The organism is Brevundimonas sp. FV2ps16, from assembly GCF_058681075.1.
The window spans coordinates 564,926-583,864 of the sequence record NZ_CM178728.1 but is presented as its reverse complement, the minus strand read 5'-3'; the positions used below and the strand labels follow the sequence as shown (position 1 = coordinate 583,864).

General features: G+C 68.1%; 23 protein-coding genes. 10 read left to right on the top strand and 13 right to left on the bottom strand.

From position 1 onward, the window contains the following. Nucleotides 1-4: 4 nt before the first annotated feature. On the bottom strand, nucleotides 5-676 hold the full coding sequence (locus tag ACW170_RS02770) for an HAD-IA family hydrolase (protein WP_492088191.1): 672 nt from the start codon (nucleotides 674-676) through the stop codon (nucleotides 5-7). Between the two features lie 39 nt (nucleotides 677-715). Continuing rightward, nucleotides 716-1,516: a tetratricopeptide repeat protein gene (locus ACW170_RS02765; protein WP_492088190.1), complete on the bottom strand. Its 801-nt coding sequence runs from the start codon at nucleotides 1,514-1,516 to the stop codon at nucleotides 716-718. A 75-nt stretch (nucleotides 1,517-1,591) separates the two neighbouring features. Here ACW170_RS02765 and ACW170_RS02760 point away from each other — a divergent pair, with 75 nt between their 5' ends. After that, nucleotides 1,592-2,974, top strand: a complete 1,383-nt coding sequence (locus tag ACW170_RS02760) for a leucyl aminopeptidase family protein (RefSeq protein WP_492088189.1) — start codon at nucleotides 1,592-1,594, stop codon at nucleotides 2,972-2,974. A gap of 2 nt (nucleotides 2,975-2,976) precedes the next feature. Here ACW170_RS02760 and ACW170_RS02755 read toward each other — a convergent pair whose 3' ends face one another. Further along, entirely contained in the window at nucleotides 2,977-3,459 is a 483-nt protein-coding gene (locus tag ACW170_RS02755) for a hypothetical protein (RefSeq protein WP_492088188.1), read from the bottom strand. A gap of 176 nt (nucleotides 3,460-3,635) precedes the next feature. On the opposite strand from ACW170_RS02755, the gene ACW170_RS02750 reads away from it, so the two are divergent. After that, the gene (locus ACW170_RS02750; protein ID WP_492088187.1) at nucleotides 3,636-4,439 is read left to right on the top strand and encodes a C40 family peptidase; all 804 of its coding nucleotides are present in this window, start codon (nucleotides 3,636-3,638) and stop codon (nucleotides 4,437-4,439) included. A gap of 260 nt (nucleotides 4,440-4,699) precedes the next feature. Here the strand turns inward: ACW170_RS02750 and mmcB are convergent, their stop codons facing one another. The 5 genes from mmcB to thpR all read right to left on the bottom strand — a co-directional run bounded on the left by mmcB (nucleotide 4,700) and on the right by thpR (nucleotide 7,626). Beyond that, a complete protein-coding gene (gene mmcB / locus ACW170_RS02745; protein WP_492088186.1) occupies nucleotides 4,700-5,146 on the bottom strand; it encodes a DNA repair putative endonuclease MmcB in 447 nt (148 codons plus the stop codon). A gap of 110 nt (nucleotides 5,147-5,256) precedes the next feature. Continuing rightward, on the bottom strand, nucleotides 5,257-5,793 hold the full coding sequence (locus ACW170_RS02740; RefSeq protein ID WP_492088185.1) for a carbonic anhydrase: 537 nt from the start codon (nucleotides 5,791-5,793) through the stop codon (nucleotides 5,257-5,259). 126 nt (nucleotides 5,794-5,919) lie between these two features. Continuing rightward, entirely contained in the window at nucleotides 5,920-6,438 is a 519-nt protein-coding gene (locus ACW170_RS02735) for a lipocalin family protein (RefSeq protein ID WP_492088184.1), read from the bottom strand. A gap of 61 nt (nucleotides 6,439-6,499) precedes the next feature. Further along, nucleotides 6,500-7,090 (bottom strand): GNAT family N-acetyltransferase, encoded by a 591-nt coding sequence (locus ACW170_RS02730; RefSeq protein ID WP_492088183.1) that lies wholly within the window; start codon nucleotides 7,088-7,090, stop codon nucleotides 6,500-6,502. Continuing rightward, a complete protein-coding gene (gene thpR / locus ACW170_RS02725; RefSeq protein ID WP_492089126.1) occupies nucleotides 7,087-7,626 on the bottom strand; it encodes an RNA 2',3'-cyclic phosphodiesterase in 540 nt (179 codons plus the stop codon). Before thpR ends, ACW170_RS02730 begins: the two co-directional genes overlap by 4 nt. A gap of 130 nt (nucleotides 7,627-7,756) precedes the next feature. Here thpR and ACW170_RS02720 point away from each other — a divergent pair, with 130 nt between their 5' ends. Next, nucleotides 7,757-8,506 carry a Bax inhibitor-1/YccA family protein gene (locus ACW170_RS02720; protein WP_492088182.1) on the top strand — a complete coding sequence of 250 codons (750 nt, stop codon included), beginning with the start codon at nucleotides 7,757-7,759 and terminating at the stop codon, nucleotides 8,504-8,506. Nucleotides 8,507-8,763: 257 nt separating this feature from the next. Further along, a complete protein-coding gene (locus tag ACW170_RS02715) occupies nucleotides 8,764-9,720 on the top strand; it encodes a class I SAM-dependent methyltransferase (RefSeq protein WP_492088181.1) in 957 nt (318 codons plus the stop codon). On the opposite strand, the gene ACW170_RS02710 is transcribed toward ACW170_RS02715, so the two are convergent. Both ACW170_RS02710 and ACW170_RS02705 read right to left on the bottom strand, forming a co-directional pair. Then, nucleotides 9,717-10,052, bottom strand: a complete 336-nt coding sequence (locus ACW170_RS02710) for a DUF2794 domain-containing protein (RefSeq protein ID WP_492088180.1) — start codon at nucleotides 10,050-10,052, stop codon at nucleotides 9,717-9,719. The two genes, ACW170_RS02715 and ACW170_RS02710, sit on opposite strands and share 4 nt — an antisense overlap. Nucleotides 10,053-10,396: 344 nt before the next feature. Further along, nucleotides 10,397-11,704, bottom strand: a complete 1,308-nt coding sequence (locus tag ACW170_RS02705; protein WP_492088179.1) for a trypsin-like peptidase domain-containing protein — start codon at nucleotides 11,702-11,704, stop codon at nucleotides 10,397-10,399. A 183-nt stretch (nucleotides 11,705-11,887) separates the two neighbouring features. On the opposite strand from ACW170_RS02705, the gene ACW170_RS02700 reads away from it, so the two are divergent. The 4 genes from ACW170_RS02700 (at nucleotide 11,888) to ACW170_RS02685 (ending at nucleotide 14,983) form a co-directional block, all read left to right on the top strand. Continuing rightward, nucleotides 11,888-12,187, top strand: a complete 300-nt coding sequence (locus ACW170_RS02700; protein WP_492088178.1) for a DUF6356 family protein — start codon at nucleotides 11,888-11,890, stop codon at nucleotides 12,185-12,187. Nucleotides 12,188-12,268: 81 nt separating this feature from the next. After that, nucleotides 12,269-13,429, top strand: coding sequence for a dual-specificity RNA methyltransferase RlmN (gene rlmN / locus ACW170_RS02695; RefSeq protein ID WP_492088177.1), 1,161 nt, complete (start codon nucleotides 12,269-12,271; stop codon nucleotides 13,427-13,429). Between the two features lie 263 nt (nucleotides 13,430-13,692). After that, entirely contained in the window at nucleotides 13,693-14,133 is a 441-nt protein-coding gene (locus ACW170_RS02690; protein ID WP_492088176.1) for a DUF350 domain-containing protein, read from the top strand. A 19-nt stretch (nucleotides 14,134-14,152) separates the two neighbouring features. Continuing rightward, a complete protein-coding gene (locus ACW170_RS02685; protein ID WP_492088175.1) occupies nucleotides 14,153-14,983 on the top strand; it encodes a S1 family peptidase in 831 nt (276 codons plus the stop codon). A 27-nt stretch (nucleotides 14,984-15,010) separates the two neighbouring features. Here ACW170_RS02685 and ACW170_RS02680 read toward each other — a convergent pair whose 3' ends face one another. Together ACW170_RS02680 and ACW170_RS02675 are read right to left on the bottom strand one after the other, a co-directional pair. Then, nucleotides 15,011-15,793, bottom strand: a complete 783-nt coding sequence (locus tag ACW170_RS02680) for a DUF1365 domain-containing protein (RefSeq protein WP_492088174.1) — start codon at nucleotides 15,791-15,793, stop codon at nucleotides 15,011-15,013. Then, complete coding sequence (locus ACW170_RS02675; RefSeq protein WP_492088173.1) at nucleotides 15,790-17,142, bottom strand: NAD(P)/FAD-dependent oxidoreductase; 1,353 nt, start codon at nucleotides 17,140-17,142, stop codon at nucleotides 15,790-15,792. Before ACW170_RS02675 ends, ACW170_RS02680 begins: the two co-directional genes overlap by 4 nt. A gap of 65 nt (nucleotides 17,143-17,207) precedes the next feature. On the opposite strand from ACW170_RS02675, the gene ACW170_RS02670 reads away from it, so the two are divergent. Continuing rightward, complete coding sequence (locus ACW170_RS02670; RefSeq protein ID WP_492088172.1) at nucleotides 17,208-17,846, top strand: sigma-70 family RNA polymerase sigma factor; 639 nt, start codon at nucleotides 17,208-17,210, stop codon at nucleotides 17,844-17,846. Further along, entirely contained in the window at nucleotides 17,843-18,481 is a 639-nt protein-coding gene (gene chrR, locus ACW170_RS02665; RefSeq protein ID WP_492088171.1) for a cadmium/peroxide/UV radiation responsive anti-sigma factor ChrR, read from the top strand. Before ACW170_RS02670 ends, chrR begins: the two co-directional genes overlap by 4 nt. A 72-nt stretch (nucleotides 18,482-18,553) precedes the next feature. Here chrR and ACW170_RS02660 read toward each other — a convergent pair whose 3' ends face one another. After that, a complete protein-coding gene (locus tag ACW170_RS02660) occupies nucleotides 18,554-18,925 on the bottom strand; it encodes a hypothetical protein (RefSeq protein WP_492088170.1) in 372 nt (123 codons plus the stop codon). Nucleotides 18,926-18,939 lie beyond the last annotated feature (14 nt).

The following is an 18,939-nucleotide window of genomic DNA, read 5'->3' as shown; positions in this document are numbered from 1 at the left end:
CTGCTCAGTCAGCCTGAGGCGCGAACCTCAGCTGCCCGTCGGTTTCGATCTCCAGCCGCGCCTCGGCGTAGTCGGCCAGCGTCGGGTGTGCGGTTTCCAGCGGGTGGGTCCAGGCGGCGGTGACGACAACGACGTCGGCGCCGGCAGCCTCGCCGGCCTTGATCCCCGCCTCTGCGTCCTCGAACACCAGACAGTCGGCGATGTCGAAGCCCAGGGTCTGGGCCGCCAACAGATATCCGGCCGGGTCCGGCTTGCCGCGCTCCACCCGTTCGGCGGTGATCATCAGGCCCGGCGGGGTCACGCCGGCGGCGGCGAGTCGCGCGCGCGCCAGGGGCACGGTGGCCGAGGTGACCACGGCCCAGCGGTCGGGCGGAAGCCGTTTGACGAAGTCGATGGCGCCGGGAATGGGCGCCACTCCGTCCACATCCTCGATCTCGCCGCGTTCGACCCAGGCGACCTCAGCCGCCAGGTCGATGTCCGGCAGGTTCTGGCGGCGGATGGTGTCGGCCGCGCGGACGCCGTGGATGGTGGGAACGAAGCTCGCCACGTCCAGGCCGTGACGCTGGGCCCAGCGGGTCCAGACGCGCTCGGCGGCGGCGGTCGAGGTGATCAGGGTGCCGTCCATGTCGAACAGGAAGGCCTGATAGGTCTTGGTCGCGTGGGGGGAGGAAGCCATGCCCTATCCAGCACGGGGGACGACCCGGCGCAAACCCCGTCAGCCGCCCTGTAGCGAATCCCAGGTGCGGGCCGTGTCCGGCGCGGTCGAACCGGCCGCTCCGCCGGGGGCGCCGCGCGTGCGCAGCCACTCGAGGTTCCGCTCGGCCTGTTCCGGCGGCAGCTCGCGGCGCAGGATCTGTTCGGCCTCGCCCATCTTGCCTTGCAGGCCCAGGGCCATGGCCAGGGTCTGGCGGACCTTGCCCGAGGCGGTCGGCTGGGCGGCGGCGCGGCGCAGCAGGGCTTCGGCGCCGGGGGCGTCGCCACGGGTCAGGGCGGCGGTCGCGGCATTGGTCAGGACATCGGGATTGTCGGGCGACAGGGCCAGGGCCTGGCTCCAGGCGGCCTGGGCGTCGTCGAAGCGACGGACCTGTTCATAAGCCACGCCCAGCAGCGAATAGGCCCGCCAGTCGCGCGGCGCCTGGTCGCGCGCCTTCTCCAGTGGCGCGACGCCGTAGAAGGCCTGGCCCCGGGCGATATGGGCGCGGCCCAGCTCCAGCAGGGCGTCCAGGTTCTCGGGCTGGACGGTCAGGGTCGCCTGGGCGGCCTCGGCCGCCTGGTCGTAGCGGCCCAGTTCGCGCAGGGCCTGGGCGAGTTTGACCCCGGCGACGGGGTCGGCCGGATTGGTCTGCTGCTCACTGGCCCAGAAGACCGAGCGCGACAGGGCGTCCATCCGCTCATAGGCGGCGCGGGCCTCGGCCGAAGCGGGGGCGCGGGCGGGCGCCTGATCGGCCGCGAGCGCCGGAGCGGCCGACAGGCACAGCAGGGCGGCGGTTGCGAGAAGGGCGGGCATGGGCGACATGGGTGGAGTCCTGACGGTCCTCGGTCGGCTCCAGAGTCGCCGGTTCGCGTCAACTGTTGGTTAAGAAGGCCTCCCATGTCCCAATCTCATCCGCTTCTGGTCGCCGCTGAAGACGGGGCGGGCGCTGTTCCGATCCGCTTCGTTGGACCCAAGGACGTGCTGGACGACGCCATGAAGGGCTGGGCCGGGTTGCACGGATTCGAGGGCAAGGCCGGTCAGCTGTTGATCGCGCCCCAGGGCGAGGGGATCGGGGCTGTGCTGGTTGGGACCGGCGGGGCCTTCGATCCGATGTCGGCGCGGGGCCTGTCGGCGCGTCTGCCCGGCGGCCTGTACCGGCTGGAGCTTCAGCCAGACCAAGCGGGCAAGGCGGCCTTGGGCTTCCTGCTGGGGGCCTATGTCTTCGACCGGTACAAGGCGCGGCCGGACCGGGCGCCGGCAAGGCTGGTCGCGCCCGAGGGGGTGGACGTGGCCGAGACCACGCGGATCGTCGCCGCCTGCGCCCTGGCGCGCGAGATGGTCGACACCCCCGCCGCCGACATGGGGCCTTTGCAGATCGAGACCATCGCCCGCGAGATCGCCGAGAGCGCCGGGGCCGTGATCACCGTGACCGAGGGCGAGGCCCTGCTGGAGGAGAACTACCCGGCCGTCCACGCCGTGGGTCGGGCGGCCGCGCCGCATCGGGCGCCCCGGCTGATCGAGATCGGCTGGAAGCTGGACCAGACGGACCTGCCGCTGGTGGCCCTGGTCGGCAAGGGGGTGGTGTTCGACACCGGGGGTCTGGACCTGAAGCCCGCCGCCGGGATGCGGAACATGAAGAAGGACATGGGCGGCTCGGCCCACGCCCTCGCTTTGGGGCGGCTGGTCATGCAGGCCGATCTGCCGGTGCGGCTGGTGGTGATCGTGGCGGCGGTGGAGAATGCGGTCTCGGCCGACGCCTTCCGGCCGGGCGATATCCTGAACAGCCGCAAGGGGCTGACGATAGAGATCGGCAACACCGATGCAGAGGGGCGGCTGATCCTGGCCGACGCCCTGACGCGGGCGGGCGAGCACGAGCCGGACCTGACCCTGGACTTCGCCACCCTGACCGGGGCGGCGCGGGTCGCCCTGGGGCCGGACCTGCCGCCCCTCTATACCGATGACGAGGCCCTGGCGGCCGGGCTGTTGGCGGCGGGGGGCGAGGTGGGCGATCCCCTGTGGCGGATGCCGCTGTGGGCCGGCTATCGGGGGGCTCTGGACACCGAGATCGCGGACCTGAAGAACGACCCGTCAGCCTGGGCCCAGGCGGGGTCCGTGACCGCCGCCCTGTTCCTGCAAAGGTTCGCGCCGACGACCGGCGCCTGGGCCCATATGGACATCTTCGCCTGGAACCCCCGCGCCCGGCCCGGCTATCCCGAAGGGGGCGAGGCCCAGGCGATCCGGGCCTGCTACGCCCTGCTGAAGCGCCGCTACGGGGGCTAAGGTCAGGCCCAGGCGGGGATGTCGCGTCCCGGCTCGTCGTCCAGCGACCCGGAGGCGGGCGGACGGGGGCGCCGCAGGCGACGGGCGCGGAATCGGGCCCGTGTCCGAACCTTAGCCCAGAGGCGCAGGCCCTGATCCCGCGCCGCTTGCGCCAGGCGGCCGAGGCCCCGCCAGCCGGCGAGGGCGTGCAGACTGACCGTCAGGACCAGGAGGTCGAACAGCACGGTCACGTCGAACATCAGGAACCAGCCGACCATCTCGGGCGCAGCCATTGCGAACAGCCTCAAACCTTCGGCTTCGAACAGGGTGACGGCCGCCGCTCCGATGAGCGCGAAACAGGCCAGGCCGATCAACTGCCCCCGGGACAGTTGCGACAGAAATTGCGCTGGGACGGAAACCAGCCAGCGTCGCAGGACGCCGCCGACCGGACCCTCATCGAAGATCGTCAGGCCGAGGACGATAAAGAGGATTAGGGACGTAAACACCGGGACACCCCCTGCAAGCCCGTCCGCGTCATCGCGGTCGATCAGGAGATGGGGCGCCGCGCCCAGGCGTCAAGCGGAGCGCCGCATCCGGGAGGCGCGTCGAAAAGCGACCGCCATTAACGGGGGATTCGGCTTCGGGGCGTAAGACGGTCGCCCAAGCCAATGCGAGACCGCGTTTGACCGACGTCCTCGATCTTCTTCCGCCCGGCGACCGACTGGCCCGCCCCGACCTCGCCGAACAGGCGCTGGAAGGGCTGGTACGCGCCTCGGCTTATCGCAAGACGGAGGCTATGCACTGCCGCGTCGCCGTGGCCGATATCCTGTCGGACCAGGACGTGCGGATCGATCAGCTGCTTCACGGCGAGGCTTTCGACGTGCTGGACCGCGCCGATGGCCGAGTTTGGGGCCGGGCCCGTCGTGACGGCGTGGTCGGCTGGGTGGTGCTGGACAGCCTGTCGATGGGTGCGCCCCTGGCGACGCGCCGGGTCGCCGCCGTGGACGCCGCCCTGCCGCTGAACGCCCTGGTGGTCGAGACCGCCGAGGGTGTGGCCGAGGCCGATCTGGCGCCGGTCGGCGAGTTCGAGCGCGACCTGGTCGCGGTGGCCGAACGCCTGCTGGGCCGGCCGCACGAACCGGGCGCCCGATCCTCGATCTCAACCGACTGTTCCGGCCTGGTGCAGCAGGCCCTGCTGGCCTGCGGCCTGGCGGGTCCGCGTCATTCTGACGGCCAGGCCGAACTGGGCCGGGCCGTATCCGCCGGGGCGCTGAAGCGCGGGGATGTCGTGGTCTGGCTCGCGCCCGCCGGCGATCACGACTTGACCAGCCATTCCGCCATGATGATCGACGCCGAGCGGATCATCCATTCGACGGGCGACACGACTGTCGGCCATGGGGGGGGCGTGGTGATCGAAGCCCTGATCGAGGTCGAGGCGCGCCTGACCGCCGAAGGCCTCGCCACCGCTGTGTTCCGCCGCCTCTGAAGCGGGACGTCCCGGTCTCGCCGCTGGAATTGCACTGTTGGTCGAAACCGGTGCAATCTGTGCAATCGGCAACCAAGGCGCTGTTTTAGCTTGTGAAAGCTGAGCGATGTTGGGCGCCCGCGTGCGTGACTTGCTTGCGATGTCAAAGACCCAGATCCGATCATAGGCCCGTTCTGGAACGCGTCAGGTCGAACCCCGCAGGCCTTCTTCAAGGCCTTGAACCGGCACGGTCTTCTTCGCAAAATTGCGCGCGCCGAACCCTAGTCCCGCATCGTCCGCATCGCCCCCAGGCGGGCGAAGGCCAGGGTCAGGGCCTTTCGGCGGGCGGGCGCCAGTGGCGTCGTCGGGGCGTCGCGCACCACGGCCCCGCCGAAACCGTCGGCGACGATCAGGCCAGGCGTCTCCGGCAGGATGCTTTGCGGAAACTCGGGCGCGACGGCGAAATAGAAGGCGTCGCAGAAGGGGGCGTACTCGTGCCATTTGCGATCGACGCGATAGTCGTCGACCCCCGACTTCACCTCGCAGATGACGATGTCGCCCCGCCGCCCGATGGCCATGACGTCGGCGCGCCGCCCATTGGGCAGGCCGACCTCCAGCAAGGGCGCATAGCCCAGGTCCAGCATCAGCCGCGCCGCTCCGCGCGTGACGGACAGGGTGGTTTCCGGCCTGCTGAAGACCAGTTCGAGCGAGACGGCGGTGGCGGCCATGCCGGATTTATGTTCCGGATATGTTCCGAACGCAAGCAGCCTGTCGTCCGGCAAGGATGACAGGCTGAGGATTTCGGGCGCGTTTTTGGCGTGTGAGCGGAGGCCCTGCCTTAAGCGATTTCCTCGACCTTGCCGTCCAGGGACATCAGACCCAGCTCGACCTCAATCTCCGGGTGATGCTGCTTGATGGCGTCACGGATCGCGTGAAGCTCCTGGGTGTGGAGCGCCAGCTCCTTCTCAGGCGTATCGACTGCCTCCTCGCCGAATATGACCTTGTAGGCGCCGCAGTCGCGGTGATCGATCACCACGACCTTGTGAACGTGATGTAGCTCCATGGCGACGTCCAGATGGCTCCAGAAGGCCTGGCCCCAGGCGGGGTATTTGTCGGTTATGGCGCCCAGCGAGGCGCCGGCCAGAGCTATGTGATCGTATTTGTCGTGCAGGCCGCGCCCTTCCATATAGGCGACGGTGTCGTCGGTCAGACGATAGTCCATACAGGTCAGCAGCAGGATATCGGTATGGCCTCGCGCGCGGGCGACGCCCGGGGCCAGGGTGGACATCAGGCTGACGCCGGCGCCTAGGGCGATCAGGCCAAAGGCGCTCCGGCGCGACAGGGAGGGGGCGGTGTGAGCACAGCAGCCGTTCATGAGGTAGCTCCGTGGTGGGTTGCGACACCACGGGTATCTGTGTTCGATAAGCTTGACTATTAGGTAGTCGTCCGGGCCAGGGCGGCAATACGCCCTTAAGGATGAGCGCCTTTAGCGTCTGTTCCGCTAGCGTCCGGTGCTGACCACCCGGCTCATGTCCAGGCCCAGAGTGCGGGCGCGGGCCATCAGGCGGGCGCGTTCCGCCGCAGAGGCGTTCTGGTCGCGGTGCCAGATCCACCAGTCGGACTTGTTCGGCAGGGCCAGGATGGCCCAGTTGTATTCGGGGTCGTGGTCCCAGACCCAGTAGTTCTGACCGGCCAGGCCCCCGAAGCTGAGCAGGCCGGGCAGGGTGAAGCGGAATTTGGCGTTGGTCGTGGTGTCGGCGATGCGGGCGTTGGCGCGCAGCACCTCGTTGCGGCCGTCGGCGCGGCGGGTGCAGGTGACGGTTAAGCGATAGCGATCAGCTCGGTCCTGGGGGGTGAAGTCGATCTGGGCGCGGCTGCAGTCCTTCTGGACGTCGTTGTGACTGCGTTCGATCTCGAACCAGCGGCCGTCGAACCGGTCCAGATCGACGTTGCGCAACTGGGCCAGGGCGGTCGAAGGCAGGGCGACCAGGGCGGCGGCGATCAGGGCGGCGCGGATCATCGGGCGTATCCTTGTTCGAGGTTGAAAAGCGGATACGTCGAAAACGGGCCTTCGGTTGCCGTCAGGGATTCAGGCTCGCCCGATTGACCGCCCAGTCGGCGCGCGTCTGACCCCACAGGTCGATCACATGGTCCTGCATCGGATCCGGCAACTGGCCGCGTCCACGATTGACCGAACCCAGCCGCGCCGCCACCCGGGCTGAGGCCTGGTTGTCGGGGTCGATACAGTGGATCACATCGTCCCAGCCCAGGACGTCGAAGGCGTAGTCCATCGTCGCGGCGGCCGCCTCGACCGCATAGCCCTTGCCGGTGGCGTCGCGGTGCAGGCTCCACCCCACTTCGCGGCCCGGCCAGCCATAGGGGTGCAGGGGGCCGATCCGGCCGATCCACAGACCCGTCGATTTTTCCAGGATCGAGAACATGCCTTCGCCGGTCAGGGCCCACATGCCGGCGATGGCGCACAGGCTGCGCCAGACCTGGGGCGGGGACTGGACGCCGCCGATGAAACGGGCGGTCTCCTCATCGGCCATGAACTCGGCCCAGCGGGGAAAATCCTCGACCGTCGGCGGACGCAGGATCAGACGCGCCGTCTCCAGCGTCGGACCGAGGGTTACGTGCGGCGGAACGACGTAGGCGGGGTCGGGGGCGGTCACAGCAGATACTCCCGCTCCAGCGCATACTGGCTGCCGTCGCCGGTCAGGACGCTGGAATAGAGGCCGAAGCGGTCGATGCGGATCGGCGGCGAGTGCAGCAGATTGTGGCCCGCCATCCAGGCGCCGATCCGGTCCGGGTTCGTCTGGGGCTTCAGATAGGCCAGGGTGACGTGGGGGCGGTAGTCGCGCGCCTCCAGCGTCAAGCCCGCCCGTTCGCCGGCCTTCTTGCAGCGCCCCGCCAGCACGGTCAGCCGTTCGTTGGGCGTCTCGACCCCGGCCCAGAGGGTGTGGCTGCGGTGGTCGTCGCCGAAGGCGCCGACGCCTTTCAGCACGATCTCGAACGGGCCGCCGGCGACGCGGGCCAGTTCGGAGGCCAGGTCGTCGGCCCGGCGCTCGTCTGTCTCGCCATAGAAGGCCAGGGTGACGTGCAGGGCGTCCAGCGGCCGCCAGCGCGCGCCCGGAAGCCCCGACTGGCGGCGTTTCAACGTCTCCGTGACGTCCGGCGGCAGGGTCAGGGCGGTGAACAGGCGCAACATGCGACCGAAGGTAGCGGTCGGAACCGGCCTCTCCAAGTCCGGTTTTCCTTGCACTGGGGGCCTCGGCTCCCGATATTCACGTCCTGTGACCGAAGAAGTCTCTTCGGCCAATCGGAGAAAGTTCGTCGCCATGAGCGATTTCAACAACGGCTACGCCCACCCCCTGCCGCAGACGGCCGATATGTCGGTGGACGCCGGCCTGCGCGGCTTCATGCTGGGCGTTTACAACAAGCTGGCTCTGGGCCTCGTGGTCGCGGCGGCCCTGGCCTATACGACCGGCAATGTGCCGGCGGTGCAGCAGCTGCTGTTCGGGGTGACGCCGGACGGCCGCGTCGGCCTGACCATGCTGGGCATGATCGTCCAGTTCTCGCCGCTGGTGCTGCTGTTCGGCTCGATGTTCTTCATGAAGAACCCGACGGCCAAGGGCGTGAACCTGCTGTACTGGGCCGTGGTCGCCTCGATCGGCGCGGGTTTGGGCATCCTGTTCCTGCGCTACACCGGCGCCTCGCTGGCCTCGACCTTCCTGGTCACGGCGGCGGCCTTCGGTGGTCTGAGCCTAGTGGGTTACACCACCAAGAAGGACCTGACGGCCATGGGCACCTTCCTGATCTTCGGCGTGATCGGCCTGATCATCGCCTCGATCGTCAACATGTTCATGCAGTCGGGCGCCCTGTACCTGATGATCTCCGGCGCGGGTGTGCTGATCTTCGCCGGTCTGATCGCCTATGACACCCAGCGCCTGAAGATGACCTACTACGCCCTGGGCGGCGACCAGAACGCCATGGGCGTGGCCACAGGCTTCGGCGCCCTGAGCCTGTTCATCAACTTCGTGAACCTGTTCCAATTCCTGCTGGCCTTCATGGGCGGCAACCGGAACTAAGCGCTGTCGCAAGACGGATGCGGAAAGGGCCCCTCGCGGGGCCCTTTTTTTGGGCGGGCGGAGTAGAGAAGTACGAAAATCAGACGTATAGCTTGGCTTGCCGATTCACACTCACGGGTAGAAATGCGCACGGTTGATTCCGTGGCGAGCGTTCTTCCAGAGACGTCTTTTTGGGGATAGCTCGATCTATGGGAATTTTGAGATGGGCTCGCCGCCGGGGGCGAGCCTTCAGCCGCCTCCTAACCCTGCCTCTGCGCTTGACCGCAGCCGAACGGTCCATACGCAATATCGAGGCGCTGCAGTCCGAGCAGCGCCGCGAGGTGCAACAGGCGCTGGCGCAGTTGATGTTGCCTGATCCTGCAGTTTGGCAGGGGCAGCCCCCGCTGCTGAGTGACGCCGCGCCCGGTGAACGCGTGTTTGATCGCAGCGCCATGTGCCGGCAGGACAGTTTCCAACAGCCCTATTTTTCTTTCTGGACGAGGCGCCTGGGCGAAGGTCTGCGGTACCATCGCAAACTCTGGGAGTTTGTATTTATCTCGCAGGCGCTCTGGGAGCGGGGCGTTTGCGTTTCAGGGCGTCGGGGATTGGGGTTTGGTGTCGGTCGCGAACCCCTGACGGCGTTTTTCGCTTCGGAAGGAGTCAGCGTCACGGCGACAGATTTGGCGCCTGATGGGAAGGTGGCCGCAGGCTGGGAAGCCACGAACCAGCACGCCGACAGCAAGGAGGCGCTCCGCAATCCCGTCGTTTGTCCCGACGAGCTTTTCGACCGCAATGTCCAGTTCCGTTTTTGCGACATGAATGCCGTTCCCGACGATCTCGTTGGATTTGACTTCTGCTGGTCGGCTTGCGCCTTGGAGCACCTTGGATCGATCGAGAAGGGCTTGGCCTTTATCGAGCGTTCGATCGACTGCCTGGCGCCCGGAGGCTGGGCGGTTCATACGACGGAGTACAACGTCTTTTCAGAAGAAGAGACTGTCGACAATCTCGGTACGGTTCTCTTTCGCAGACGTGACCTTGAGCAACTTGCGTCTCGTTTGAGGGCGAAAGGCCATGAAGTCGCCGAGATGGATTGGTCCCCCGGGGAAGGCCCGGTTGATCGTTATCTTGATCTGCCCCCTTATCGGCACGACCCTCATCTGAAGATGATGCTGCGGGGATTTGCGACGACGTCCATCGGGATCATCGTCCGCAAGAGCCTGCACCCCGTGTCCTAATCCACCACCTGGAACCGTCGCCCATCAAACACCCGCAGGACCTGGGCCAGGTCGCGGCCGCGTTTCAGGATCTGGCCGCCTTCGCCGATGACGGCCCACTGGCCCTGGCGGGTCTGGAGGGCCGGGCGTTTTTCGATGCGGTAGAGGGGCGCGTCGCCGGAGCGGCGGAAGACGGCGAACTCGGCGAAGTCCTTGTGGCCGACCATGGCGTAGTCGCGCCATTCGCCCTGAGCGACCATGCGGCCGTAAACCCGCAGGATCGGGTCCAGTTCACGCCGGTCGAAGAAGACCGGGCCGGCGGAGGGCGGCGCTTCGTGCGGGTTCATGCTCATGACCTGAACTTAGTCGCCCTCTGGTGCAGCGCCAGAGGGGCGGGCAAGCGAAGAAAATGCAAGCGACACCAAATGGCCCTGTTTCGGTCCTTCGCCCGCCTGTTTGGGCGGCGAAATAGCGATCATCGGCTCGTCGGAGTTCGGAAGCGTCCGGATCCTGAACAGCCCCCCCCAGCCCCCCTGGATGTTTCCACCAAGGGCTCCGGCGGCCGATGCTTCCTCCAAGCGAGCGCCCGCCTTGCCGATCCCCTCCCCCTCCCAGGCAAGGCGGGTGTTTCGCTGTCTGGAGCCAGGCCCGGATCGGATGCGCCACAGTCGGCTCCTGATCCGGGCTCGTTCCGGCCTCAGACCGGAATTTCCAGGTTCACCGTCACTGTGTCGCCGCTGCGTCGCACCTCGACCGAGACCGCGCCCGCCGATCCGCGCAGGGCCTCGGCCGCCGCGCGGGCGTCGGCGACCGGCGTCCCCCCGACCGAAGTGAGGATGTCGCCGGCGATCAGCTCGCCCTGGGCCGCGACTGAGCCGCCCTCAACAGCGATCACCTGGACCTCGTCGTCGAGATCGCGCAGCGTCGCGCCGTACGCCAACACCCGATCCGCGCCGATATGGACGGCGCCCTCGACCGGGGTCGCGACCGTCAGGGACGTCGTGGCCTCGCGCCCGGCCCGCAGATAGACCACGTCCAGACCGGACCCCGGCGCGGCGATGCCGACCGTGGCGTTGACAGAGCCGGCGTTGGCCACCGGCCGGCCCTCGATACGAGTGATGACGTCGTCGTCGCGCAGGCCCGCCTGCTCGGCCGGCGAGCCGGGCGCCACGTCGGCGACCACGGCGCCGCGCACGATGCCCAGCCGCATCTCGCGGGCGCGCTCGGCGGTCAGGGAGGCGAAGATGGCCCCGGTCTCGCCGCGCTTGACCGCGCCGTGGCTCCTCAGCTGGTCGGCGACATACAGCATGATCCGCGTGGGCACGGCGAAGGCGATGCCGTCATTGCCTCCGCCCATGCCGCCCGACAGGATGGCGGTGTTGATGCCGATCAGCCGGCCGCGACTGTCCAGCAGCGGCCCGCCCGAATTGCCCGAGTTCACGGCCGCGTCGGTCTGAATATAGTCCTCGACCGCATCGCCCAGGCCTGAACGGTTCAGGCCCGAGATGACCCCCATGGTCAGGGTCTGGTCCAGGCCCAGGGGATAGCCGACCGCAAAGGCCAGGTCGCCGGTGCGCAGGGTGTCGGAATCGACCGTCTGCACCTGTTTCAGGTTCAGCGGCCGGCCGTCGGGCACGATCTTCAGCACGGCGATGTCTGTGGCCTTGTCCGCCCCGACCAGGACGGCGTCGAACAGCCGGCCGTCGGTCAGGTCGACGGTGAATTTGCGCCCGTTCTCGACCACGTGGTTGTTGGTGATCAATATGCCCTGGGCCGCATCGACAATGACGCCCGAGCCCGAGGCGTAGGGTTTGGGAGCCTCGGCGTCCGAGCTGGGACCGCGCGACTGGCCCAGGGTCGTCACCTGGACCACAGCGGGCAGGGAGCCCTCAAGGCCGGGGGCGAAGCTGAACACCCCGCGGCGGGCGTCATAGGGCAGATAGCTGGGGCCGGATTGCGCAAGGACCGGACCGGCGCAGGCCATGAGGGCCGCGGCTATAGCCATGGAGGAAGCGGCCTTTGAGCGAAGCGTCATCGAGAGTCCCTTGATCGAGGCGCGACTCTAGCCCGAGTTCTCGCGCATGACGATGGGCTGGGCGGCGGCTTGTGTCGGTGGTTGCAAAACAAGGCTTGCGTCAGGCCCGCTCCCACGTGACCATCGGCGCACGCGAACCGCCGGAGCCGCCGTATGAGCCAGACGACGATCGACCGCGCCCGCTCGGGTTCGACGGCGTTCGACCGCCTGTTCCGCGAGCACCCCCGCCAGGTCGGCGAGACCTATGTCCAGCATATGGCCGCTTCGGCCGCCTTCGGTTTCCGCCTGCTGCGGCTGGCCGGCGCCGCCTTCGCCCATGCCCTGGTTCCGGGCGTGCACAAGACCACAGTCTCCACCGCCGTGCGCGGCATGGCCCAGGAGATGGGCGGCCGGGCGGAAGAGGCGAAACTGACCCGGATGCGCGACGCCGGCGTCTGGGACGTGGGGCTGTAGGCGCCTCCTGAACCGGCCGGTCATGCAATTGCCGGGGTTTGTGCTATAGAGGCCGGCTAAACCGCATCCAGGATCGCCGCCTTGAGCATCACGCTCGATCTTTCCCGTGTCTCGAACGCGCCAGCCGTCAAGGCCCCCGTCAACCTGTCCGGTCTGACGCGCGAGGGTCTGCGCCAGGCCCTGATCGACGCGAATGTCTGTCCGCCTGAGAAGGCCAAGATGCGCGCCAGCCAAGTCTGGAGCTGGATCCATCACTACGGCGTCACCGAGTTTTCGGCCATGAGCAATGTGGCCAAGGATATGCAGGCCAAGCTGGCCGAGCATTTCACCCTGGCCCGGCCCGAGATCGTCGAACGCCAGGTGTCCAAGGACGGCACCCGCAAATGGCTGATCCGCACCGCGCCGGGCATCGAGATCGAGACCGTCTATATCCCTGACGTCGGTCGCGCCGGCGCCCTGTGCGTGTCCAGCCAGGTCGGCTGCACCCTGAACTGCACCTTCTGCCACACCGGCACCCAGAAGCTGGTCCGCAACCTGACCGCCGCCGAGATCGTGGCCCAGGTCCAGGTCGCGCGTGACGATCTGGAGGAATGGCCGTCTCCGAAAGAAGACCGTCGCCTGTCGAACATCGTCTTCATGGGCATGGGCGAGCCGCTCTACAATCTGGACCACGTCGCCGACGCCATCGACATTATCTCGGACAATGAGGGCATCGCCCTGTCGCGGCGCCGGATCACCGTCTCGACCTCGGGCGTAGTGCCGCAGCTGGACGCCCTGGGCACGCGCACGGCGGCCATGCTGGCCATCAGCCTGCACGCCACCAACGACGCCCTGCGCGACGTCCTGGTGCCGCTGAACAAGAAATATCCGTTGGACCAGTTGATGGCCGGCATCCGGGCCTATCCGGGCCTGTCCAATGCGCGCCGGGTGACGTTCGAATACGTGATGCTGAAGGGCGTCAACGACAGCCCGGAAGAGGCGCGGGCCCTGCTGAAGTTGATCGAAGGCATTCCGGCCAAGATCAACCTGATCCCGTTCAACCCCTGGCCGGGCGTCGAATACGAATGCTCGGACTGGAAGACGATCGAGCGTTTCGCCGCCATCTTGAACAAGGCCGGATACGCATCGCCCATCCGCACGCCGCGCGGCCGCGACATCCTGGCCGCCTGCGGCCAGCTGAAGTCCGAGAGCGAGAAGGTGCGGGCGAGCACGCTCAGGAAGGCGGAGCAGGCGGCGGCGTAGTTTTCTCCTTCCCATGAGATGGGGAGGAAGACCGCGCCTACGGGTCTCGCCAGAGGCGAGCCCGAGGACAGGCTGCGTGGTGGAGGGCTTTTAAGCCTCGCGGACGCCGGTGATGCGGAAAGACCCCCTCCGTCACGGCGCTGAAGAAGCGCCGCGCCACCTCCCCCAGAGGGGGAGGAGACCCGTGTTCGACACATAATGTCACGCACTGTGTCTCCGCCGCGCTTGCGGATTGGGGCGGCAATCGGGCAAGGCGTGTGGACATGGACCCCTCACTGTCGAACGTCCTGTCGAGCGCCGAGGTGCAGGCTTTCGCCTCGGGCTTTCCGGTCATGGTCATGCACCTGGCCGTCACCCTGCTGCTGCTCGCGGCGGGGGCGGCCGTCTACGCCCTGCTGACGCCGTGGCGGGAGATCGCCCTGATCCGCGAGGGCAATCCGGCCGCCGCCGTGGCCTTCGCCGGGATCCTGGTGGGTCTGGCCATTCCGTTGGCGGTGTCCCTGTCGGTCTCGACCTCGGTGCGCGACATCGCCATCTGGGGCGTGGCGACCCTGGTGCTGCAGCTGCTGGCCTTCCGGGTCGTGGACCTGATGCTGCACGGCCTGCCGCAGCGGATCAAGGACGGCGAGGTCTCGGCCGCCGTGGTCCTGGTCGGGGCCAAGCTGGCGACCGCTCTGATCCTGTCCGCCGCCCTGACCGGCTGAGCGGCGAACGGATCGCGTCATGCAATTCCCCCGCCTGCCGGACTGGGCCATCTACAGCGCGGTCGCGGGCGTGCTGCTGGCCGTGTCGCTGGGCCGGCGCGAGAACGCCGACGCCCCGCCCGCGCCGCCGCCGCCGGACGAGATCGAAGGCGCTCTGCTGGGCCCGATCACCCCGTTCGACACGGCCGTGACCCTGGATGCGCCGGATGCGCCGTTCACACCCCAATCCGGCACCGCCTTCTCCATCGCCGGACGCGGCCGCTGGATCACCGCCCGCCATGTGGTCGAGGGTTGTCGTCGTCCGGCCCTGGTGATCGGCGGCGGCCGGGCCGTGGCCGCCGATGTGCGCCTGGCGCCGCGCGCCGACGTGGCCCTGCTGATCACCGACGGGGGCCCGCCGGCTCTGCCGGTCGCCGCCCAGACGCCGCTGCGCAAGGGCCAGCGCGCCTTCCATCCGGGCTTTCCCCAGGGGCGAGCCGGGGAGGTGACCTCCCGCCTGCTGGGTCGAGAGACCCTGAAGGTGTTCGGGCGCGGCGCCCATGACGAACCGGTCCTGGCCTGGGCCGAGGTCGGACGCACCGACGGGCTGGAGGGAACGCTGTCGGGCCTGTCGGGGGCGCCGGTGATGGACGGGCGCGGCCGCGTCCTGGGCGTCACTATCGCAGAGGCGCCGCGTCGGGGGCGGATCTACACGACCGCGCCGGAATCCTTCGCCCCCGCCATTCGCGGTGAACAGCGCGCAGACGAGGTGGCGCTGGGCGAGCCGGTGACCATCGACAACTATGGCCGGGTGGCGGATGCGCTGCGGCGGGACCTGCGGGTGGCGCAGGTGGTGTGTCTGTCGGTCTAAGAGGTCGGTTGATGGGCAGCGCGGGGCCTAACCTCTGTGACGCAGGTCCTGAACGCCAGGCCCCGGCGCGGGTTTACGGGTCAGGGGCACGCCTTTCAGCCAGAGTTTCAGCGCCTCCCAGTGAATGGCGGCGACGACCTTAAAGGTCAGCAGCGGCATGGCCAGGGCGGCGAGGGCCAGGGCGCGGTCGGTCATCGGCCGGCGGCGTCCGGTCATGGTCGTGGCGATCAGCAGGCCGTCGCCATCCGTCCCGTTGACGGCCAAGGCCAGGGTGTCGCCCGGCGCCTGGCCCCGGAAGTCATAGGTCATGCCCATGTCCATGAAGGGCGAGACATACAGGCCTTTGTTGGCGTGTTGGCGGAACCGGCCGGTCTCGGCGTCGGCCGCCAGCACGGGCAGTACATAGGACCGCCGCTCGCCGAAGGTGCTGGTGACTTCATACACCATGGCGGCCAGCCGCCCGTCTTTGTGATGGCAATAATAGAGGCTGATCGGATTGAAGACGAAGCCGAACACGCGCGGCATGGTCAGAATCCGGATCGCGCCGTGACCGATGTCCACCCCCACCTCGGCCAGACGCGCCTCGATCTGGGCCCGCAGCGGGCGCTCCGAGCCGTCGCCGTGATTCCGGTCGCGGAAGGACAACAGGTTGAACCGATTGCGCGAAAAGGTTTTCAATCGAGCGTCCAGAGCGTCGATCTCGGCCAGATCCAGCAGCAGCCAGAAGACGCGGTAGTTCAGCCGATGTTGTCGGGGCCTGAGACGCGAATGGAAGACGCCGCCGACATAGAGGGCCGAGGTCTGGGTCACGCCGCCCGTTCCATCTGGGCCGCCGGCGCCGACAGGTGGATGCGGCCGCTCTCGTTCTCAACAGTCCATGGACGGCGGACGCCGCCCAGCTGTTCAGCGACCGCCAGGCCCGACTGAAGCCCGTCCTCGTGGAAGCCGGCGCCGAAATGGGCGCCGCAGAACCAGACCCCGCCCTGGCCTTGCAGGCTCCACAGATCCTTTTGCGCCTTGATGGCGGCGGGGTCGAAGATCGGATGCTCGTACAGTTCGCTGCGCAGCAGGCTTCCTGCGGCGGGCGGGCGCGGCGGATTCAGGGTGACGAACAGGTCCTGGCCCGGCAGGCCCTGGAGTTTGTTCATCCAGTAGGTGACGCAAAGGCCGTCGTCGGCGCCGATATAGTTCCACGAGGCCCAGGCGCGGCGGCGATGCGGCATCAGACCGGCGTCGGTGTGCAGGATGGTCAGGTTACGGCTGTATTTGAACGCGCCCAACAGTTCGCGCTCGCGCGCTGTCGGTTCGGCCAGCATGGCCAGGGCCTGGTCGGCGTGGGCGCCGATGACGACATGGTCGAACCGTTCTTCGGCGCCGGTCGTGTCCTGAACCACCACGCCGCCTTCGACACGCCGGACTTGGTCCACGCCACGCCGCAGCCGGACCCGATCACCTTGCTGACTCGCGCCGATTTGGCGGGCCAATTCCTCGACATAGACCCGGCTGCCGCCGACGACAGTGCGCCACAGCGGCCGTCCGACCAGCTTGAGCAGGCCGTGGTTGCCGCAGAAGCGCAGGAAGGATTCAGCCGGATAATCCATCAGTGTGTGGGCCGGCGACGACCAGATGGCGGCGGCCATCGGCAGCAGGTGATCGTCGCGGAAGGCCTCGCTGAAACCCTCGCGCTTCAGGTATTGGCCCAGAGTCAGGTCGCTGTCGCCCAGTGCCGCCATGCCGGCGGGCGCCGAGCGGTAGAAGCGCAGGATCTCCTTCAGCATCGACCAGAAACGCGGGCGGAAAATGTTGCGGCGCTGGGCGAACAGGGCGGGCGCGGCGTATTCGTACCGCCCCTGGTCCAGCGACACGGCGAAGGACATGTCGGTGGCCCGCGTCTCCAGCCCCAAATGGGCGAACAGGGCGATGAGGTTGGGATAGGTCGCGTCGTTGAAGACGATGAAGCCGGTGTCCACCGCCGTCTCGCCGGTGGCTGTGCGCACCTCGACGGTATTGGAATGGCCCCCCAGCCGATCGTCACGCTCATAGATCGTCACGTCGTGGCGTTTGGACAAAAGCCAGGCGCTGGACAGGGCGGCGATCCCCGAGCCCACGACGGCGATCCGCAGCCGCGGACCGGTCTCGGTGGGGGACGACAGGGGCATGGGGACTCCGGTAAAGGACGAAAAGACCTTGAAGATACGCGGTGATCCGCCGCCCGGATCACGAAATGATCCAGACTTTCACCGGAACCGTATTAGGGTCCATGTATGGACAGGTCTCAGATTATCAGCGGATTCGGCCGCCTGTGACGCCGACGGACGGCGAGTATGACCGGCTGATCGAGGCGGTGGCGCTGAGGCGGGACCGCGAGGCGTTCGCGCGCCTGTTCGAACATTTCGCCCCGCGCCTGAAGGCCTATCTGATGAAGGCCGGAGCGCCCGCAGGCGCGGCAGAGGACTTTGCCCAGGACGCCATGCTGACGGTCTGGCGCAAGGCGGAGCTGTTCGACAGCGCCAAGGCCCGCGCCGCGACCTGGATCTTCACCATCGCCCGCAACCGGCGGCTGGACGTGCTGCGTCAGGACGCGCGCCGGACTCCGATGCCGGAGATCGAACTGTCCCAGGACGAGCCGGAACGGCCCGACCAGATCCTGTCGATGTCCCAGGACGCCGCGCGGCTGAAGGCGGCGATGGCGCGGCTCTCGGCCGACCAGATCGAAGTTCTTCGCCTGGCCTTCTTCCAGGACAATCCCCATTCCGAGATCGCGCGGCAGCTGAACCTGCCGCTCGGTACGGTCAAATCCCGCATACGCAAGGCCATGATCAAACTGCGCACCCTGCTTGACGACGACGGAGGCGCGGCATGAGCGCCCGTCACAACCCTTCCGAAGAGCGGCTGTTGGCCTATGCCGCCGGCACGCTGAGCCCGCCGGAGGCCGTGGTGGTCGCCGCCCACCTGGCGATGCGGCCCGAGAACGACGCCTGGGTGCGCCGGCTTCAGTCCGTGGGCGGCCGTCTGCTGGACGAGCTGGAGCCCGCGCCGATGCCGGACGACGCCCTGGCCCGCGTCCTGGCGCGTGTCGAGGCGGACGCCGGACAGGCCCTGGCCTCTACGCCATTGAACGACATGGCCGGTCTGCCGGAGCCTCTGCGCCGCTATGCGCTCGGCCCATGGCGATGGCTGGGTCCAGGCATGCGCGCCCGCGACGTCCATGCGCCGCGCGACGGCGATTGCCGGGTCATCCTGCTGGAGATCGGGCCGGGCCGCGAGACGCCCAAACATACGCACGGCGGCGTCGAACTGACCTGCGTCATCCACGGCGCCTACGCCACCGAGACCGAACGGTTCGATGTGGGCGACTTCGAAGAGGCGGACACCGAGGTGCTGCACCAGCCGCGTGTGGTGTCGCAGGAGCCCTGCCTGTGCGTCGTGGCTTTGGACGGGCAGATTCAGCTGGACGGCTGGCTGGGCAAGCTGATCCAGCCCTTCATCAAGCTGTAGGCGGGGGCTCAAACGAAAGAGCGCGGCCCTTGCGGACCGCGCTCCCAATCGTTTCGGGGACGGTGGTTGACCCTAGCCGCGACGGTTGTCCCGGTCGTTACGCTCATGACGGATCTGAGCCGACAGGCGGTCGAAGCGGCGATCAAGGTCGTTGCGCTCCCAGGCCGTCAGGCCGCCACGGCGATAGTTGGCCTCGAGGCGCAACAGGCCGTTGAACTCGTTGCGCAGGCGGCTCGCCTCACGACGGCTCAGCTGACCGGTGCGAACGCCCCGGTCGATACGGCGGTCAAGGTTGTCCTGACGCGCATTGATCGACTGCCAGTGGCCATAGCCGGCCTGATAGACCGGCGGGCGGCCATGATGGCCATAGGACTGGGCCGCGGCGGGCAGGGCGGCCGAGGCGGCGGCGGCCAGGACGACGGCGGGGATGATGAACTTCCGCATGATGTATCTCCTCG

What these genes read in the sequence shown, in the direction of transcription:
- ACW170_RS02675 (WP_492088173.1), bottom strand. Translation starts at nt 17,142, where the DNA reads ATGCCCCTGTCGTCCCCCACCGAGACCGGTCCGCGGCTGCGGATCGCC.
- thpR (WP_492089126.1), bottom strand. Translation starts at nt 7,626, where the DNA reads ATGTTGCGCCTGTTCACCGCCCTGACCCTGCCGCCGGACGTCACGGAG.
- ACW170_RS02660 (WP_492088170.1), bottom strand. Translation starts at nt 18,925, where the DNA reads ATGCGGAAGTTCATCATCCCCGCCGTCGTCCTGGCCGCCGCCGCCTCG.
- mmcB (WP_492088186.1), bottom strand. Translation starts at nt 5,146, where the DNA reads ATGGCCGCCACCGCCGTCTCGCTCGAACTGGTCTTCAGCAGGCCGGAA.
- ACW170_RS02740 (WP_492088185.1), bottom strand. Translation starts at nt 5,793, where the DNA reads ATGAACGGCTGCTGTGCTCACACCGCCCCCTCCCTGTCGCGCCGGAGC.
- ACW170_RS02670 (WP_492088172.1), top strand. Translation starts at nt 17,208, where the DNA reads ATGATCCAGACTTTCACCGGAACCGTATTAGGGTCCATGTATGGACAG.
- ACW170_RS02685 (WP_492088175.1), top strand. Translation starts at nt 14,153, where the DNA reads ATGCAATTCCCCCGCCTGCCGGACTGGGCCATCTACAGCGCGGTCGCG.
- ACW170_RS02770 (WP_492088191.1), bottom strand. Translation starts at nt 676, where the DNA reads ATGGCTTCCTCCCCCCACGCGACCAAGACCTATCAGGCCTTCCTGTTC.
- ACW170_RS02735 (WP_492088184.1), bottom strand. Translation starts at nt 6,438, where the DNA reads ATGATCCGCGCCGCCCTGATCGCCGCCGCCCTGGTCGCCCTGCCTTCG.
- ACW170_RS02710 (WP_492088180.1), bottom strand. Translation starts at nt 10,052, where the DNA reads ATGAGCATGAACCCGCACGAAGCGCCGCCCTCCGCCGGCCCGGTCTTC.
- ACW170_RS02700 (WP_492088178.1), top strand. Translation starts at nt 11,888, where the DNA reads ATGAGCCAGACGACGATCGACCGCGCCCGCTCGGGTTCGACGGCGTTC.
- ACW170_RS02690 (WP_492088176.1), top strand. Translation starts at nt 13,693, where the DNA reads ATGGACCCCTCACTGTCGAACGTCCTGTCGAGCGCCGAGGTGCAGGCT.
- ACW170_RS02720 (WP_492088182.1), top strand. Translation starts at nt 7,757, where the DNA reads ATGAGCGATTTCAACAACGGCTACGCCCACCCCCTGCCGCAGACGGCC.
- ACW170_RS02765 (WP_492088190.1), bottom strand. Translation starts at nt 1,516, where the DNA reads ATGTCGCCCATGCCCGCCCTTCTCGCAACCGCCGCCCTGCTGTGCCTG.
- ACW170_RS02760 (WP_492088189.1), top strand. Translation starts at nt 1,592, where the DNA reads ATGTCCCAATCTCATCCGCTTCTGGTCGCCGCTGAAGACGGGGCGGGC.
- chrR (WP_492088171.1), top strand. Translation starts at nt 17,843, where the DNA reads ATGAGCGCCCGTCACAACCCTTCCGAAGAGCGGCTGTTGGCCTATGCC.
- ACW170_RS02705 (WP_492088179.1), bottom strand. Translation starts at nt 11,704, where the DNA reads ATGGCTATAGCCGCGGCCCTCATGGCCTGCGCCGGTCCGGTCCTTGCG.